Raw genomic sequence first — 14,743 nt, forward strand, 5'->3', positions numbered from 1 at the left:
ATCCTCGCCACCGCCGCACCACCCATGTCTGCCGATTCTTTTGCCGATCTCCTGTCGATCTACATGCGCCGCATCCGCGCCAGCGCCTCGGGTGTGGCCACCGAGATCGGCCTGAGCCGTGAGGCCGTCAACAACTGGCGCAACGGCATCTCGGTGCCCAACCCGCGCTCGCGCGACAAGCTGGTGGCCTGCACCCGCTACCTGCGCCTGACCGAGAGCGAGGCCAATCGGCTGCTCAGCGCCGCAGGGTTCGCGCCCGAGTTTCCGCTGCAGGCCGAATCTACCGGCGCGCAGCCGTTTGCCGCGTTCCAGGACAAGGTGTTTGCGCAGCTGGCGCAGGCGGTGCCGTACCCCATCTCGCTGCTGCTGTCGCCTGCGCATTGGGGCCAGCCGCCGTTCCGGCACGAGCTGCTGCAGCGCGCCCGCGCGCAGTATGGCGAGGGTTCGGTCCTGCACATCCAGCCTCCCTACAGCGTGAGCACCGTGCCCGCCGAATACTTCGCCGCCATCGGCCGCCAGTGCGGGCTGGGCGATGTGGTGTCGGACTACGAATTCGAGTCCGCTCTGGAGCGCCGCTTGCTGGCGGGCGAGCGCATCTTCTGCCTGGTCAGCCGCTTTGAGCAGGGCACGCCCGCGCTGCGCGAAACCCTGGCGGGCATCCTGCGCAGCCTGAGCGAGATGCACAGCGGCCGCCTGCACCTGCTGCTGTGTGGCGGCGAGGCGCTGGCCGACCTCAAGTACCGCAGCGGCGACCTGTCGCTGCTCAACATCGCACAGGTCCACCACTGGCCCGACCCGACGCAGGACGACCTCCTGCAACTGGCCCACCACCGCTGGCCCGAGCACCGCTGGAGCCCCCCCGTGGTGGCCGCGCTGCAGGCGCTCAGCGGCGGCCACCCCGCGCTGTTTGAAGAAGGCCTGCAGTGGCTGGTGGACCACCCGGCGACGGACGAGGGCGTGAGCGAAGAGGCCGCATCGTCCAGCGCACTGCGCACCCACCTGGCCAGCAGCCCGCGCCTGTGGCAAACGTTTCTGCCGCTGGCGCAGGCGCCTGCGAGCCGGGCGCGCCTGCAGCAGTTGCTGAGCGCCGACGACCTCGGCCGCGCGCGGCCCTACCTGCAGGACGACGACCTGCGCAGCCTGTTCTGGGGCAACCTTATCCTGGCGCGTGGCACGGGCGATGCGGCGCGGCTGCACTGGCGCAGCCCCACGGTGCGCGAGGCGGGCTGGATGGTGCTGGATTCATGCTCGGCCGACTGATGCCCTGGCTGTCCCGGCCCGTGGTGCGCGCCGTGGTCATTGCGCTGGTCACGCTGTTTGTGGCCAGCGCCTTGTTTCTGCCCCAGCACAACCCGGCCACGCGCGGCAGCTTTCTGGCGTCGATGAACGCGGGGCCCGTGTGGGGCGAGCTGGTGCAGTGGCGTGTGGCCATGGTCAACGCGCGCAACGAGCTGGGTGCCTGGCCCACCGACATTCAGAAATACGCGCCCCCCATTGCCAACCCGCAGTTGCGCGTCACGTCCCCGCGCCCCAACGTGCTGCAGGCCGACATTGCCCACAACCCTGAATTGGGCAAGCTGGCGGGCGCGCAGGTGGTGGTGGAGCTGCAGCGTGGCGGCCACGACTGGACCTGCAGGCCGGGCACGCCGCCCATTCCTGTCGGCTACCTGCCCATCAACTGCCTTGAAGGCGCTGCCAACGACTTTGAGCCCGCCAAGCCTGCGCCGGACGCGGACCCCTTCGGCTGGGTGCGCTCGCTGATTGCCTGGTGCGCCGTGATCTTTGGCGTGGGTGCCGTGCTGTGGGTGGTGCGTCACCCACTCATCGGTGCGGGCCAGCTGCGCCCTGCGCGCCTGCGCCGCACGCCGTTGGCGCGACTGCCGCACATCGACCGGCTGCTGCGCTGGCTGCGGCGGCTGGAGCCCACACTGCTGGCTGCCGACATCCGCATGGTGGACTGGCGCCGCGCCGTGGCCTGCGCTCAGGCCACGGGCAGTGAACGCGCCGCAGCCCTGGCGCGTGCGCTGGCCGAACGTGTGTCCGCCCGCTGCCAGCCCAGCACCGATTGGGCACTGCCCGGTGCGGTGTTTGAATGGTCGTTCCCGCCCGACCTGCCCGTGTCGCTGGACCGCTGCCTCGTCTTTGTGCCCACGCCCGGCATCGACGAAGCCACCGTGCTGCGCCAACTGCGCGCCGTGCAGACCGGCAGCGACGTGCTGCTGATCCTGAGCGAGCACAGCGTGGACACACCCTGGCCGCTGCTGAACGCCCACACCCAAGACCGCGCCAACCTGCATGTGATGGCCGACAGCGCCAGCCAGACCGAATGGCTGATCGGCGGCGACGCCCTGCAAGTGTTGCTGCGCCTGCTGGCCGCGCAACTGCGCATCACGCGCATATCGCCCTACCAGACGCGCGGCGGCGTCACGCGCGAAGGCGCCTTCTTCGGCCGCGCCCAGTTGCTGGCCCGTGTCATCAACCGCGAGCCCGCCAACTACCTGGTGGTGGGCGGGCGCCAGTTGGGCAAAAGCAGCCTGCTCAAGGCCGTGCAGCGCCGTATGGCGGGCCACCCGCACACCGTGTGCCACTACGTCTCGCTGCGCGACCACCGGCTGGCACCGCGCATGGCGCTGCAGTTTGGCCTGGCGGCCGACACACCGCTCGAAGCCATCGTGGACCACCTGCAGGCGCAGTACCAGGGCAAACGCCTGGTGCTGCTCATCGACGAGGCCGACCTGTTCTTCCGTGACGAATCGGCCAACGGCTACGTGCAGCTCTCTACCCTGCGCGCACTCAGCGAAGAGGGACGCTGCTGGTTCATGCTCGCGGGCTTCTGGGACCTGTATGCCACGGCCGTGCTCGACTACCAAAGCCCGCTGCGCAACTTTGGCGAGGTGTTGACCATCGGCGGCTTGGAGCGCGATGCCTGCCGCGAGCTGGCCACCGAGCCGCTGCGCAAATTGCGCCTGGGCTTTGACAACGAGCGCCTGGTGGACCGCCTGGTGGACGCCAGCGGCCAGCGCGCCAACCTGGTCGCCATCCTGTGCCAGGAATGCCTGGAGGCGCTGGCGCCCGGCGAGCGCGTGATCGAAAAGCGCCATCTCGACCAGGCCCTGGCCTCGCAGGCCGTGCAAGACGCGTTGGCGGGCTGGGGCCGTCTGAGCCACGACGACGCCGCCTGCCGCCTCGACCGCATCGTGGTCTACCACACGGCCCAGGCGGGGCAGTCCAGCCTGGTCACGCTGGCCCAGCTGCTGCAAAGCCACGGCATCGCGGGCGACGCGCAGGCGCTGCGCCAGTCGCTGGCGCGCCTGCAACTGGCCTATGTGCTGCGCAAGCACGAGGCGGGCGAATACCGCTTTGCTATCCCGCTGCTACAGGACCAGTTCGAGCCGACCGAGGTGGAACTGCTGCTGCACCAGGAGCTGGCCGTGCTGGCGCGCAGTGACGCCAAAGTATGAGCAAAAAAGGCCGTTTCCGCGCTATGGATAAGCGCTTTTAGCTATTAATTTGATAGTAATCCGCTGCGCGCCTTGAGGCTCACGGCAGCGCCACCACCACGGCCCCGCGCTTGCGCCCGGTCTCCACATACGCGTGTGCGGCGGGCAGGTCGGTAAACGGATAAGCGCAGTCCAGCACCGGCCGCAGTGCGCCCGCCTGGGCCAAGTCCATCAAGGTGTGCAGGTCTTCGGGCCGCTCTGTGGCCGGGCCGCCGATGCTGCGGCGTGTGCCGCGCGGGCGGGCCAGCACCTGGGCCAGGCTGCCTGCCACGGCCAGGTAGCGGCCATGCTCCTTCAGGCGCGGCAGGCAGGCGGCAAAGCTGCTGGCGCCGACGGTGTCGGCCACCACGTCCCACTGCTGCGGGGCCTGGGTGAAGTCCTGCTCGGTGTAGTCGATCACCGCTTGCGCGCCCAGCGTTCGGGCCAGCGCGGCGTTGCCGCCGCTGCACACCGCCGTCACGTGCGCGCCCCGGTGCCGGGCCAGCTGCACCATCGCGCTGCCCACGGCGCCCGCCGCGCCAATCACCAGCACCGACTCGCCCGCGCGCAGGTTCGCCTTGTTCAAAAAGTGCAGTGCCGCCAGGCCGCCAAATGGCAGGCAGGCCGCGTCCACAAACGAAAAGCGCTCGGGCTTGTGCACCAGGGGCTTGTGACTGGGCAGCACACAGTATTCGGCATGGCCGCCCATGGTTACGCCAGTTGCGCCCACCACGGCGTCGCCGGGCGCAAAGCCGGTCACGTCGCGGCCCACGGCCTCCACCACGCCCGCCACATCGGTGCCCAGCACCGGCTGGCGTGGCCGCGTGATGCCAAACGCCAGCCGCCCCAGCAGGCCAAAGCCGCGCGGCAGTTTCTGCGTGCGCACGCGCACGTCGGCCGACGACACACTGGCCGCCAGCACCCGCACCAGCACATCGCGCGGGCCTGGCACCGGGCGGGGCAGGGTGCGCAGCCGCAGCACATCGGTGCCGCCATACTGGGTACAGACCCAGGCGAACATGGTGGTGGAGGTGGGCGGAGTGAGTGTGTGCATGGGCGGCAGGGTGGGGCGCACGAAGAGGGAGCGGCTTGCAGGGCGCGGCCTGGTGGTGCCAGCGGGCAGCTTAGGCGGCCGGGCAGGGCGCGCACAACCCGACCTTGGGTGGGGCGGCCGGTGGTGGCCATGCCCTGCTTGCGCGCTACCCTTGTGGGGTTGTTGAATGGATGGACTGATCGATTGCTCCAAAGGCCCCACCGTGCACCCCACGCTCTACACCGTTGCCTACCCCTCTTGTGCGCCCCAGGACATGTTGGCCATCGACACCTGGCGCGCCGCCAACGACCCCACCGGCCACGCGCTGGTGCGCCCGCATTTCACGCTGGTGTTTGCCAGCAACGCGGTGGACGAAGCCACCTACCTTGCCCATGTGGCGGCGGTGGCGGCGCGCACGGCGCCCATCACATTTCACTGCCGCTACGCCATGCTGGGGGCTGATGCCCACAGCCCGCGCGCCCATGCCTACCTGGTGCCCGACGAAGGCTATGCCGCGTTGTCTCTGCTGCACGACGCGCTCTACACCGGCGCGCTGGCCGATGCGCTGCGGCTGGATCTGCCCTACACGCCACACATCACCGTGGGCACCTTCGAGTCAGCGCCCATGGCGCGCGCATGGTGCGCCGAGCGCAACCAGGCGGGCGTGTCGGTGCCCGGCCAGGTGGCTGCGCTGTGGGTGGGGCAGGTGGTGGACGGGCGGTTTGAACACCGGGGCCAGTTCGATCTGATGGGCTAGTTTTCTGAAGCAAAAGCGGCCTTTGCCGCGCGTCCATCAAGCGCTTTAAGCTATCAAATATGTAGCTTTGCCGCTAGGCCCTTCAGGGCCGCTGCGCCATCACCAGCGCATACAGCGCCTGCGCCGCCACCGACAGGCTCTCGTCCCGCCGCCGCACCAGATAGATCTGCCGCGTCAGCCCCGGCAGCGACAGCGGCCGTGTGACCAGCCCCGGCTGGTCAAAGTGGAACAGCGTGAGCGCAGGCACCACGCTGATGCCCAGGCCCGCGCGCACCATGCCCATCACGGTGGCGAGCTGCTCCACCTCCATCAGCGTGTGCATGGCCTGCGGGTGCAGCGCGGCCTCCAGGTACTGGCGCACGCTGCTGGTGCGCGCCAGGTGGATGAAGGGCCAGGCCGCCAGGTCCTGCGCGGTGATGGCCTTGCGGCGGCGCGCCAGCGGGTGGTCGGCCGGACACACCAGGTAGAAGTCGTCGCTGCAAAACGGCTCGGCCTGCAGCGCGGGCGTGTCGGCGCGAATGGCCGCCAGCGCAAAGTCGGCATGGCCGCTGGCCACACGGTCGATACAGGGCTCGGACAGCACATCGGCAATGTCGATCTCGATGCCCGGGTGGGCCGCGCTGTACTGCGCCAGCACGCCCGGCAGCCAGCCTGCCGCGAGCGACGGCAGCAGCGCCACGGCCACACGCCCGCGCTGCAGCGTGGCGGCACTGCGCATGGCAGCCAGGGCGCTGGTGATTTCGGTGCGGATGCGGCGGGCCGACTCCAGAAAATTCTGCCCCTCGGGTGTGAGGTCCACATGCCGCGTGCTGCGGTCAAACAGGCGGAGGCCCAGGTCGTCCTCCAGCGCGCGGATCAGGGCGCTGAACGCGGGCTGCGACAGGTGGCACAAGGTGGCGGCGCGCGTGAAGCTGCGCTGCTCGGCCAGCGCGAGAAAGGCATCAAGCTGGCGGCTGGAGAGGTGAGGGGTGCTCATGCGGTGCTGGTGTGATTCATCTGATTTTCAGATGGATTCATCGTAGCAATCGATTTCACAGAATACAGCCATGTTCCTACAGTCACGCTCAGGAGACAACGGATTCATGCCGAACGACCAAAAAACCAAGCTGCTGGTGGGCTGCGCCGCCGGCTTTTCGGGCGACCGCACCGACGCGGCCCTGCCCGTGGTGCAGGCGCTCATCGCCAGCGGCCAGCCTGCGGTGCTCATCTTCGAGACGCTGGCCGAGCGCACGCTGGCCCTGGCCCAGCTGGCGCGCCGCACCGACCCCGACGCTGGGTATGAGCCGCTGCTGGTGGACCTGCTGCGCCCCGTGCTGGCGCAGTGCCTGGCCCACGGCGTGCGCATCGTCAGCAACTTTGGCGCGGCCAACCCCCACGGCGCCGCGCGCCGCATCCACGCCCTGGCGGCCGAACTGGGCCTGGCCCGCCCGCGCATTGCCGTGCTGCAGGGCGACGACCTGAGCGGCGCCGAACACCGCGCGCTGCTGCAGGGTGCACTGGGCAGCGCGATGCCCACCGAGCCCATCGTCAGCGCCAATGCCTACATCGGCGCGCAGGCCATTGCCGATGCGCTGAGCGCAGGCGCCGACATCGTGGTGTGCGGCCGCGTGGCCGACCCTTCGCTGGTGCTAGGTCCTGCGCTGGCGCACTACGGCTGGGCGCTGGACGACTGGGACCGGCTGGCCCGCGCCACCATGGCCGGGCACTTGCTGGAATGCGGCGCGCAGGTGTCGGGCGGCTACTTTGCCGACCCCGGCTACAAAGATGTGGCGGGCCTCGCCCAGCTGGGCTACCCGATTGCTGAGATTGACGCCGACGGCCACTGCACCATCACCAAGCCCCCTGGCACGGGCGGCTGCATCACCGAACGCACGGTGAAGGAGCAACTGCTGTACGAGCTGCACGACCCGGCCGCTTACCTCACGCCCGACGTGGTGGCCGACATCACCACTGCCCGCGTGACCACCGTGGGCCCCGACGCAGTGCGGCTGGAAGGCGTGCAGGGCCACGCGCGGCCCGCCACGCTCAAGGTCAACGTGTGTTTTGAATCCGGCTGGTTTGCCGAGGGCGAAATCTCCTACGCCGGCCCGCGCGCCGAAGCCCGCGCCCGCCTGGCGGGCGAGGTGCTGCGCGAGCGCCTGCAGGGCCTGGGCCCGCTGCGCATCGACCTGATTGGTGTGACCAGCATCTTTGGCGACGACACCAGCCGCTGGCTGGACGACCCCGCAGCAGGTGATGCTCGCAATGACCCCCGTGACGTGCGCCTGCGCGTGGCCCTGCAGCACCGCGACCACGCCAGCGCCCAGCGCCTGGTGCGCGAGGTGACCGCGCTCTACACCTGCGGCCCCGCAGGCGGTGGTGGCGTGCGCACGGCGATGCGGCCGCGCCTGGGTACCGTCTCGTGCCTGGTGCCGCGCGAGGCCGTGTCCGTTTACTTCGAGATGGTGGATTGAGGACTCAAGCCATGACCACTACAAACCTTACCGTCACTGTTCCCTTGTACCGCCTGGCCCACAGCCGCACGGGCGACAAAGGCAACCGCTCCAACATCAGCGTCATCGCCTGGCACCCCGTGCTGTGGGATGTGCTGGTCGATCAGGTCACCGAGGCCGCCGTGGCGCAGCAGTTTGCGCAGCGCCGCCCGCGCCAGGTCACGCGCTACCTGCTGCCGCAACTCCAGGCCATGAACATCGTGCTGGACGACGTGCTCGACGGTGGCGTGAACGACTCGCTCAACCTCGACAGCCACGGAAAGGCGCTGAGCTATCTGCTGCTCGATATGCCCGTCACTGTGCCCGTCCACCTGGCTGCGCACTTTGGCGGTCCCACGGCCTAGACCTCCCGTTTCGCTTTTCTATCCATACCAACACCAGGAGACAACATGACCCCTTCATCCCCCCGCCGCGCTCTGCTCGCCACCGCCGTCGCTCTGGCGCTCGGCGCATTGCACGCCCCAACAGCTCTGGCCCAGGCGGCCGGTGGCTACCCCGCCAAGGCCATCACCTTCGTCGTGCCCTTTGCCGCAGGCAGCGCCACCGACCAGCTGGCACGCGCGCTGGGCCAGTCCATCACCAACGACACCAAGCAGCCCGTGGTCATCGACAACAAGGCGGGTGCCAGCGGCATGATCGCCGCGTCGGCCGTGGCCAAGTCGGCGGCCGATGGCTACAGCGTGCTCATCACCACCAACACCACACACGCCGCCAACGAGCACTTGTACAAAAAACTCTCGTACGACCCCGTGAAGGACTTTGCGCCCGTCACCGGCCTGGGCAAGGGCGGGCAGGTGCTGGTGGTCAACGCCAGCGCGCCGTACAAAAACGTGGGCGAGCTGCTGGCCTTTGCCAAGAAGAACCCTGGCAAGCTCAGCTTTGGCAGCGGCAGCTCATCGAGCCGCATGGCGGGCGAGATGCTCAAGCAACTGGCGGGTGTGGACATCCTGCATGTGCCCTACAAGAGCAACCCGCTGGCCATCACCGACCTGCTGGGCGGGCAGATCGATTTGATGATCACCGACACCTCCACCGGCGTGCCGCAGGTCAAGGCGGGCAAGCTGAGTGCGCTGGGGTACTCCACGCAAAAGCGCAGCACCCAGCTGCCTGATGTGCCCACCATCGACGAAGCCGGTGTAAAGGGCTACGACATGGGCTACTGGTTTGCGGCCTACGTGCCAGCGGGCACGCCCGCGCCTGTGGTGGCGCGCCTCAACGAGCTGCTGACCGCCGCCACCAAGAGCGCTGCGGCGAAGAGCTTTTTTGACAATGCGGGCTCCGAAGCCTGGACGACCACACCTGATGAACTCGCCAAGTTCCAGGCTGCGGAAACCCAGAAGTGGGGCAAGGTGATCAAGGCGGCGGGGATTGAGGCAGAGTAAGCCACAGGCCCGTTAGCGGCGGTGGGAACACGCGCCACCCCGGTCTTCACTCCCTCTCCCCTCGTGGGAGAGGGCGGGGGAGAGGGGGCTCCTGCTCTGGGCGCAGCGCCCCATGCTCCCCCTCTCCCCAACCCTCTCCCGCGAGGGGAGAGGCAGTGTCCGCGCGCTTTCAAAGGATTCTGAGAATCAAGCTAAATGGGCCTCTACCGCCTGATAGGTAAGCGCTGAATGCTATTAAATTTGTAGTAATTCAGCCGAGGCGACCATCCCTCACCACGGCACCCCCGCAAACCGCTCCACCAAAAAATCCAGCAACGCCCGCACCGCAGGCGACAAGTGCCTGCGCGAGGGGTACAGCGCATAGATCGTCATCACCGGCAAGTCCCACTGTGGCAGCACTGTCTGCAGCTCGCCGCTGTGCAGGTAGGGGTTGACCAGATACGTCGGCTGCATCGCAATGCCGCCGCCCGCCAGCGCCGCGCGCATCAGCGTGGTGGCCTCGTTGGCGCTGAAATGGCCGCTCACGCCCACGCGTTCCACCACGTCGCCGCGCGTTAGCTGCCACACGCTTTTGCCAAAGTTGGCATAGCTCAGGCAGCGGTGTTGTGCCAGGTCGGCAGGCAACTTCGGCATGCCGTGGGCGGCCAAGTAGGCGGGTGATGCCACCAGCACCGAATCACACCGCGCCAGCGGCCGGCCGATGAGCAGCGGGTCGGGCTCGGCGCTGATGCGGATGGCCAGGTCGATGCGCTTTTCGACCAGGTTCAATGATCCTTCGCTCGCGTCCAGGTCAATCTTGAGCTGCGGGTGCTGCGCCAGAAAGTCCGCAATCGCCGCACCCATCTGCGCAAACGCAAACGACACGCTGCAGGTCAGCCGCAGCTGGCCGCGCAATGCGCCTTCGGTGGTGGTGGCGGTTTCTTCTTCCAGGTCTTGCGATAGCGCCAGCATTTGCTGGCAGCGGCGCAGCGCGTGTTCGCCCGCGTCGGTCAGCGTCACGCTGCGGGTGGTGCGCTGCAGCAGGCGGGCCTGCAGCCACTGCTCCATCTCGCCCACATAGCGCGTGACCATGGCACGCGACATATCGAGCTTGTCGGCCGTGGCACTGAAGCTGCCGCTGGTGGCGACTTCGGCAAACACATGCATGGCGGTCAGGCGGTCCATAGGTGGGTTATTTGATCGAATGGTGAAACAAATATGCGCGAATTATCGTGTTTATTAGATCGATTGGTGCAAATAAACTTCATTTCGTTCTCTGCACAACCTCTCTAAACCCAGGAAAAACCACCATGTTCCGCACCACCCTCATCGCCGCCACCCTTGCTGTTGCCTTCACCGGTGCCCAGGCCGCCCAGCCTCTGCAGGTCAAGGTCTACAACGCCGACGGCAACAGCTTCAACGTCAACTCCACGCTGGTCTATGGCGAGAAAGAGGCCATGGTCATCGACGCAGGCTTCACCCGTGCAGACGCGCTGCGCATTGCGGCCAACGTGCTCGACACCGGCAAGGAGCTGAAGACCATTTACGTGAGCCAGGCCGACCCCGACTACTACTTCGGCGTCGAGACGCTGAAAGAAATCTTCCCCAAGGCCGACGTGGTGACCACGCCCGCCGTGCTGGAGAAGATCAACGCCAAGCTCGCCGGCAAGATCGCTTTCTGGGGCCCCAAGATGGGCGCCAACGCACCGCGCACGCCCGTGCTGCCCAAGGCCATCAGCGGCAACACGCTGAGCGTGGACGGCCAGACGGTCGAGATCCGTGGCACCACCGGCCTGCTGGCGCACCGCCCGTATGCGTGGATTCCGTCCATCAAGGCCGTGGTCGGCACCATCGGCGTGTTTGGCACCAACACCCATGTGTGGACGGCCGACACCCAGACCGTGGCCGAGCGCAGCGCCTGGGTGGCCCAGCTCGACGAAATGGCTGCCCTGCAGCCCGCACTGGTCGTGCCCGGCCACATGCCCGCTGGCGGCGCGCTGGATGCTGCCAACATCAGCTACACCAAGGGCTACCTGCAAGCGTTCGAGAAGAACGCCGCCGCCACCAAGACCAGCGCCGAACTCATCGATGCGATGAAAAAGGCCTACCCCGCAGCGCCCATGGGCCTGTCGCTGGACATCGGCGCCAAGGTCAACAAGGGCGAGATGAAGTGGTAAGGGTTGTCAAACCAAGTTATTGAAAGGAACCAGATCGTGACCACGCACCCGCTCCATCCAGTCCTGCAGCACCTGCACGCCGGGCGCTGGAACGCGGCGCACGATCTGGTGCAGCACGACGGCTCCATGCTCGCAGCCTGGCTGCACGGCATCCTGCACCTGCAAGAGGGCGACCTGGAAGACGCCGAAAACTGGTACGACCGCGCAGCCCGCCACTTCCGCAGCCGGGGCACGCTGGCCGAAGAAATTGCCGCGTTGGAAGCCGCACTGGCCGCTTCCGAAAGCCCAGCCTCCCAAGAAAGACCTTGATCCATGCCCTCCACGCAAACCGTCACCGTGACCTACCTGTTCGACCCCCTGTGCGGCTGGTGCTATGCCGCCGCACCCGCGCTCCAGCACCTGCAGGGCGTGGAGGGGATGGATGTGGCCCTCGCGCCCACCGGCCTGTTCGCAGGCGCAGGCGCGCGGCCCATGGACGCGCAATTTGCCACCTACGCCTGGGCCAACGACCAGCGCATCCAGCAGCTCACCGGCCAGCCCTTCACACAGGCCTACCGCGACCACATCCTGGGCGCTGAGGGCGGCCGTTTTGACTCCGGCCCCGCCACGCTGGCCCTCACTGCTGTGGCGCAGACGGCGCCTGAGCGCGAGCTGGATGCGTTGCACGCTTTGCAGCACGCCCGCTATGTGGAGGGCCGCGACAACGCAGACCCCGCCGTGATCGCTGAAGTGCTGCGCGCCCTGGGCCTGCCAGAAGCCGCCGCCCTGGCCTTGGCGCCAGACACCGCCTTGCGGCGCGCCACCGCCGAACGCACCGCCACCGCCCAGGCCACGCTGCGCGCCGTGGGTGCGCGTGGCGTGCCGCAGCTGGTGGTCACGGGGCAGGGTGGGGCGCTGCGGCTGCTGGGCGGCGATGCGCTGCTGGGGCCGCGGGAGCAACTGGTAGCGCTGGTGCGCGCTGCGGCTGCGGCCTGACTGAGACCAGCTGCGCTCGATCAAAAGCCGCCCAATGTTCACGCTGAGCTGGCCCCAGCGCGGCGCGAGGCTTCGACAGGCTCAGCCCGAACGGTGAGGGGTGAAGGGCGGTGAATTCAAAAAATACCGTTCACGCTGAGCTTGTCGAAGCGCCGCACAGGGCATCGACAAGCTCAGTCCCGACAAGTGTGGGTGATGGAGCAAGGTGTCGCGTGAAAGCGCCCGCTCTGGCTCACTCCATCGACGGATCAATCAGCACCTTGGCCCCGGTATTGCGCGGGCCATAGAAGGCGATGGCTTCGGCGCTCAGCGCCCCTGCCAGCGACACGGTGCGCGCGTAGTGGCTGGCGAACGTGGTCTTCAGCTCGGCCGCCACACGCTGGCGCAGGGCCTGGGTGGCTTCGTCACCAATCTTCTGCAGGAACGGAAACAGCAGCCACCCGCCCATGCCCCAGGCCATGCCAAAGGTGCGCTGCACTTCGGTCGGGCGCGTGTCCAGGTGGCCGTACAGGTACACCTGCTTGTGCACGGCCGAACCGTAGCGGCTGTACTCCTTGGCTGTGCGGTTGATGGCGGCCTCCATGCACTGCAGGATCTGCCCGGCCAGCGTGCCGCCGCCTGTGGCATCAAACGCGATGGTGGCGCCCGTGGCGGCCAGTGCGTCGGTCAGCTCTGCCATGAAGGTGGGCGCGCTGCTGTCGCACACATGCTGCGCGCCCAGCCCGCGCAGCAGCGCCGCCTGCTCGGGCTTGCGCACGATGTTGACCAGGCCAATGCCGTCCTTCTGGCAAATCTTGAGCAGCATCTGCCCCAGGTTGCTGGCCGCAGCGGTGTGCACCAGCGCGGTGTGGCCCTCGCGCTTCATGGCTTCCACCATGCTCAGCGCCGTCAGCGGGTTCACAAAACACGAAGCACCCTCGGCCGCCGTGGTGCCGGGCGGCAGCGGCAGGCACTGCGCCGCAGGCATGGCGCGGTATTGCGAATACATGGCGCCGCCAATCACCGCCACCGTGCGGCCCAGCAGCGCCTGCGCGGCGGGCGATGCACCAGCGGCCACCACCAGGCCCGCGCCTTCGTTGCCCACCGGCATGCTCTGGCCCAGGCGTGCGGCCATGCCCGGCATGGCGCGCTCCGGGATGCGGGCCGTGGCCACCGGCCGCTCGGCCGTGCCAGACACCTGCACGGTAGACAAATCGGCCGGGCCCAGCAGCAGGCCGATGTCCGACGGGTTGATGGGCGCAGCCTGCACCTGGATCAGCACTTCGTCGGGCCCTGGCGTGGGCACGGGCGTGGGCTCCAGGCTGAGCTGCAAGCGGCCATCTGCGGTGACGAGGGTGCGCAGTTGCAGGGCGGATGTGGGGATGGTGGTGGTCATGGATGGCTTTCGGTGGGAGGGGAGCGCGCCCTTCATTCAACGGCGCGGCCTGGTGCGGAGCATTAGAACGTGACTGCGCCGCAAACAGGGTCGCGCAAGTGCCTTGCGGCAGCAGGGTTGCTGTGGGTGATGGCATGGCACGGGGTCCCAGCTGGGGCTGGTTGGCAGGTCACCGTCAATGCACGATCAACACACCATCAATGTGCTGTCGGCCCCAGCGTGCGCACCATCTGCTCATACATCGCATCCACCGCTGGTGAGCGCTGCGACACCTTGCTGCGCAGCACCGCCACGTGCATGGCATCCAGCGGCGGCAGCTCAAACTCTGCAGGCAGGTTCTGCAAAATTTGCAGATGGGGCGGCACGCTGCAGCGCGTGAGCACGGCCACGGCCAGCCCGCTTTCGACAGCCGCCAACTGGCCCGCCAGGCTGGAGCTGTGGTACACGATGCGGTACGCGCGCCGCCGCGCCGCCAGTGCCGACAAGGTGGCCTGCCGCGCCATGCTGGCAGATTCATACACCGCAATGGGCAGCGGGTCGCGCCGCCACACCTCGTACTGCGCGGCGCCCACCCACACCAGCGGCTCGTCAAACAAGAAATGCCCGCGCTGCGGCTTGTCGCGCGAAATGAGCGCCAGGTCCAGTTCGCCCTTCACCAGGCGCGGGATCAGCGCGGTGGACTGCTCGCAGGTCAGCTCAATCTCCACCCCCTGGTAGCGGTGCGCAAAGCTGCGCAGCACCGGCGTGAGGTAGGCGCTGGCGTAGTCGTCTGGCACGCCCAGCCGCACCCGGCCCGCCAGCCGGGGGCCAAACAGCGCAGCATGCGCCTCGGCCTGCAGGTCCAGCACACGGCGCGCATACGACAGCAGCTCGGCGCCCGCTGGCGTTACCTCCAGGTGGCGCGGCCCGCGCAGCAGAACGGGGCGGCCCAGGGCCGTCTCCAGCTTCTTGATCTGCATGCTCACGGCCGACTGCGAGCGGTGCACCAGCGGCGCCGCGCCCGAGAGCGAGCCTGCATCCACCACCGCCACAAAGGCGCGCAGCCAGTCGATCTGAAAGTCCGGGTAGTTCATGGAGCGGCGCCTGCTTATAGA

Annotated in this window: 14 protein-coding genes; 9 read left to right on the forward strand and 5 right to left on the reverse strand. The window is 68.1% G+C overall.

What is annotated here, in order from left to right; all coding sequences use genetic code 11:
* Positions 1 to 24: 24 nt before the first annotated feature.
* Together AvAM_RS06850 and AvAM_RS06855 are read left to right on the forward strand one after the other, a co-directional pair.
* Positions 25 to 1,260 carry a hypothetical protein gene (locus tag AvAM_RS06850; RefSeq protein ID WP_137746377.1) on the forward strand — a complete coding sequence of 412 codons (1,236 nt, stop codon included), beginning with the start codon at positions 25 to 27 and terminating at the stop codon, positions 1,258 to 1,260.
* On the forward strand, positions 1,245 to 3,461 hold the full coding sequence (locus AvAM_RS06855) for an ATP-binding protein (protein ID WP_137746378.1): 2,217 nt from the start codon (positions 1,245 to 1,247) through the stop codon (positions 3,459 to 3,461). Before AvAM_RS06850 ends, AvAM_RS06855 begins: the two co-directional genes overlap by 16 nt.
* 79 nt (positions 3,462 to 3,540) lie before the next feature.
* Here AvAM_RS06855 and AvAM_RS06860 read toward each other — a convergent pair whose 3' ends face one another.
* The gene (locus AvAM_RS06860) at positions 3,541 to 4,533 is read right to left on the reverse strand and encodes an NAD(P)-dependent alcohol dehydrogenase (RefSeq protein WP_137746379.1); all 993 of its coding nucleotides are present in this window, start codon (positions 4,531 to 4,533) and stop codon (positions 3,541 to 3,543) included.
* 166 nt (positions 4,534 to 4,699) lie between these two features.
* Between AvAM_RS06860 and AvAM_RS06865 the strand changes: the two genes are divergently transcribed.
* A complete protein-coding gene (locus tag AvAM_RS06865) occupies positions 4,700 to 5,269 on the forward strand; it encodes a 2'-5' RNA ligase family protein (RefSeq protein WP_137746380.1) in 570 nt (189 codons plus the stop codon).
* Positions 5,270 to 5,351: 82 nt separating this feature from the next.
* On the opposite strand, the gene AvAM_RS06870 is transcribed toward AvAM_RS06865, so the two are convergent.
* Positions 5,352 to 6,245 (reverse strand): LysR family transcriptional regulator, encoded by an 894-nt coding sequence (locus AvAM_RS06870; protein ID WP_137746381.1) that lies wholly within the window; start codon positions 6,243 to 6,245, stop codon positions 5,352 to 5,354.
* A 106-nt stretch (positions 6,246 to 6,351) separates the two neighbouring features.
* On the opposite strand from AvAM_RS06870, the gene AvAM_RS06875 reads away from it, so the two are divergent.
* From AvAM_RS06875 to AvAM_RS06885, 3 genes are read left to right on the forward strand one after another with little or no spacing between them, the layout of a single operon-like run.
* Positions 6,352 to 7,722 (forward strand): acyclic terpene utilization AtuA family protein, encoded by a 1,371-nt coding sequence (locus tag AvAM_RS06875; RefSeq protein ID WP_137746382.1) that lies wholly within the window; start codon positions 6,352 to 6,354, stop codon positions 7,720 to 7,722.
* An 11-nt stretch (positions 7,723 to 7,733) separates the two neighbouring features.
* A complete protein-coding gene (locus AvAM_RS06880; RefSeq protein ID WP_137746383.1) occupies positions 7,734 to 8,105 on the forward strand; it encodes a hypothetical protein in 372 nt (123 codons plus the stop codon).
* Between the two features lie 45 nt (positions 8,106 to 8,150).
* A complete protein-coding gene (locus AvAM_RS06885) occupies positions 8,151 to 9,143 on the forward strand; it encodes a tripartite tricarboxylate transporter substrate binding protein (protein ID WP_137746384.1) in 993 nt (330 codons plus the stop codon).
* Positions 9,144 to 9,413: 270 nt separating this feature from the next.
* Here the strand turns inward: AvAM_RS06885 and AvAM_RS06890 are convergent, their stop codons facing one another.
* Positions 9,414 to 10,307, reverse strand: coding sequence for a LysR family transcriptional regulator (locus AvAM_RS06890; protein WP_137746385.1), 894 nt, complete (start codon positions 10,305 to 10,307; stop codon positions 9,414 to 9,416).
* Between the two features lie 125 nt (positions 10,308 to 10,432).
* Between AvAM_RS06890 and AvAM_RS06895 the strand changes: the two genes are divergently transcribed.
* The 3 genes from AvAM_RS06895 to AvAM_RS06905 are packed head-to-tail and all read left to right on the forward strand — an operon-like array spanning position 10,433 to position 12,274.
* Positions 10,433 to 11,299: an MBL fold metallo-hydrolase gene (locus AvAM_RS06895; RefSeq protein ID WP_137746386.1), complete on the forward strand. Its 867-nt coding sequence runs from the start codon at positions 10,433 to 10,435 to the stop codon at positions 11,297 to 11,299.
* A 36-nt stretch (positions 11,300 to 11,335) separates the two neighbouring features.
* On the forward strand, positions 11,336 to 11,608 hold the full coding sequence (locus tag AvAM_RS06900) for a hypothetical protein (protein ID WP_249367995.1): 273 nt from the start codon (positions 11,336 to 11,338) through the stop codon (positions 11,606 to 11,608).
* A 3-nt stretch (positions 11,609 to 11,611) separates the two neighbouring features.
* Positions 11,612 to 12,274 (forward strand): DsbA family protein, encoded by a 663-nt coding sequence (locus tag AvAM_RS06905; protein WP_137746387.1) that lies wholly within the window; start codon positions 11,612 to 11,614, stop codon positions 12,272 to 12,274.
* Between the two features lie 232 nt (positions 12,275 to 12,506).
* Here the strand turns inward: AvAM_RS06905 and AvAM_RS06910 are convergent, their stop codons facing one another.
* Entirely contained in the window at positions 12,507 to 13,649 is a 1,143-nt protein-coding gene (locus tag AvAM_RS06910; protein WP_137746388.1) for a zinc-binding dehydrogenase, read from the reverse strand.
* A gap of 197 nt (positions 13,650 to 13,846) precedes the next feature.
* Entirely contained in the window at positions 13,847 to 14,722 is an 876-nt protein-coding gene (locus AvAM_RS06915) for a LysR family transcriptional regulator (RefSeq protein ID WP_137746389.1), read from the reverse strand.
* Between the last annotated feature and the right edge of the window lie 21 nt (positions 14,723 to 14,743).

This window comes from Acidovorax sp. NB1 (genome assembly GCF_005405905.1).
Classification (GTDB): Bacteria; Pseudomonadota; Gammaproteobacteria; order Burkholderiales; family Burkholderiaceae_C; genus Acidovorax.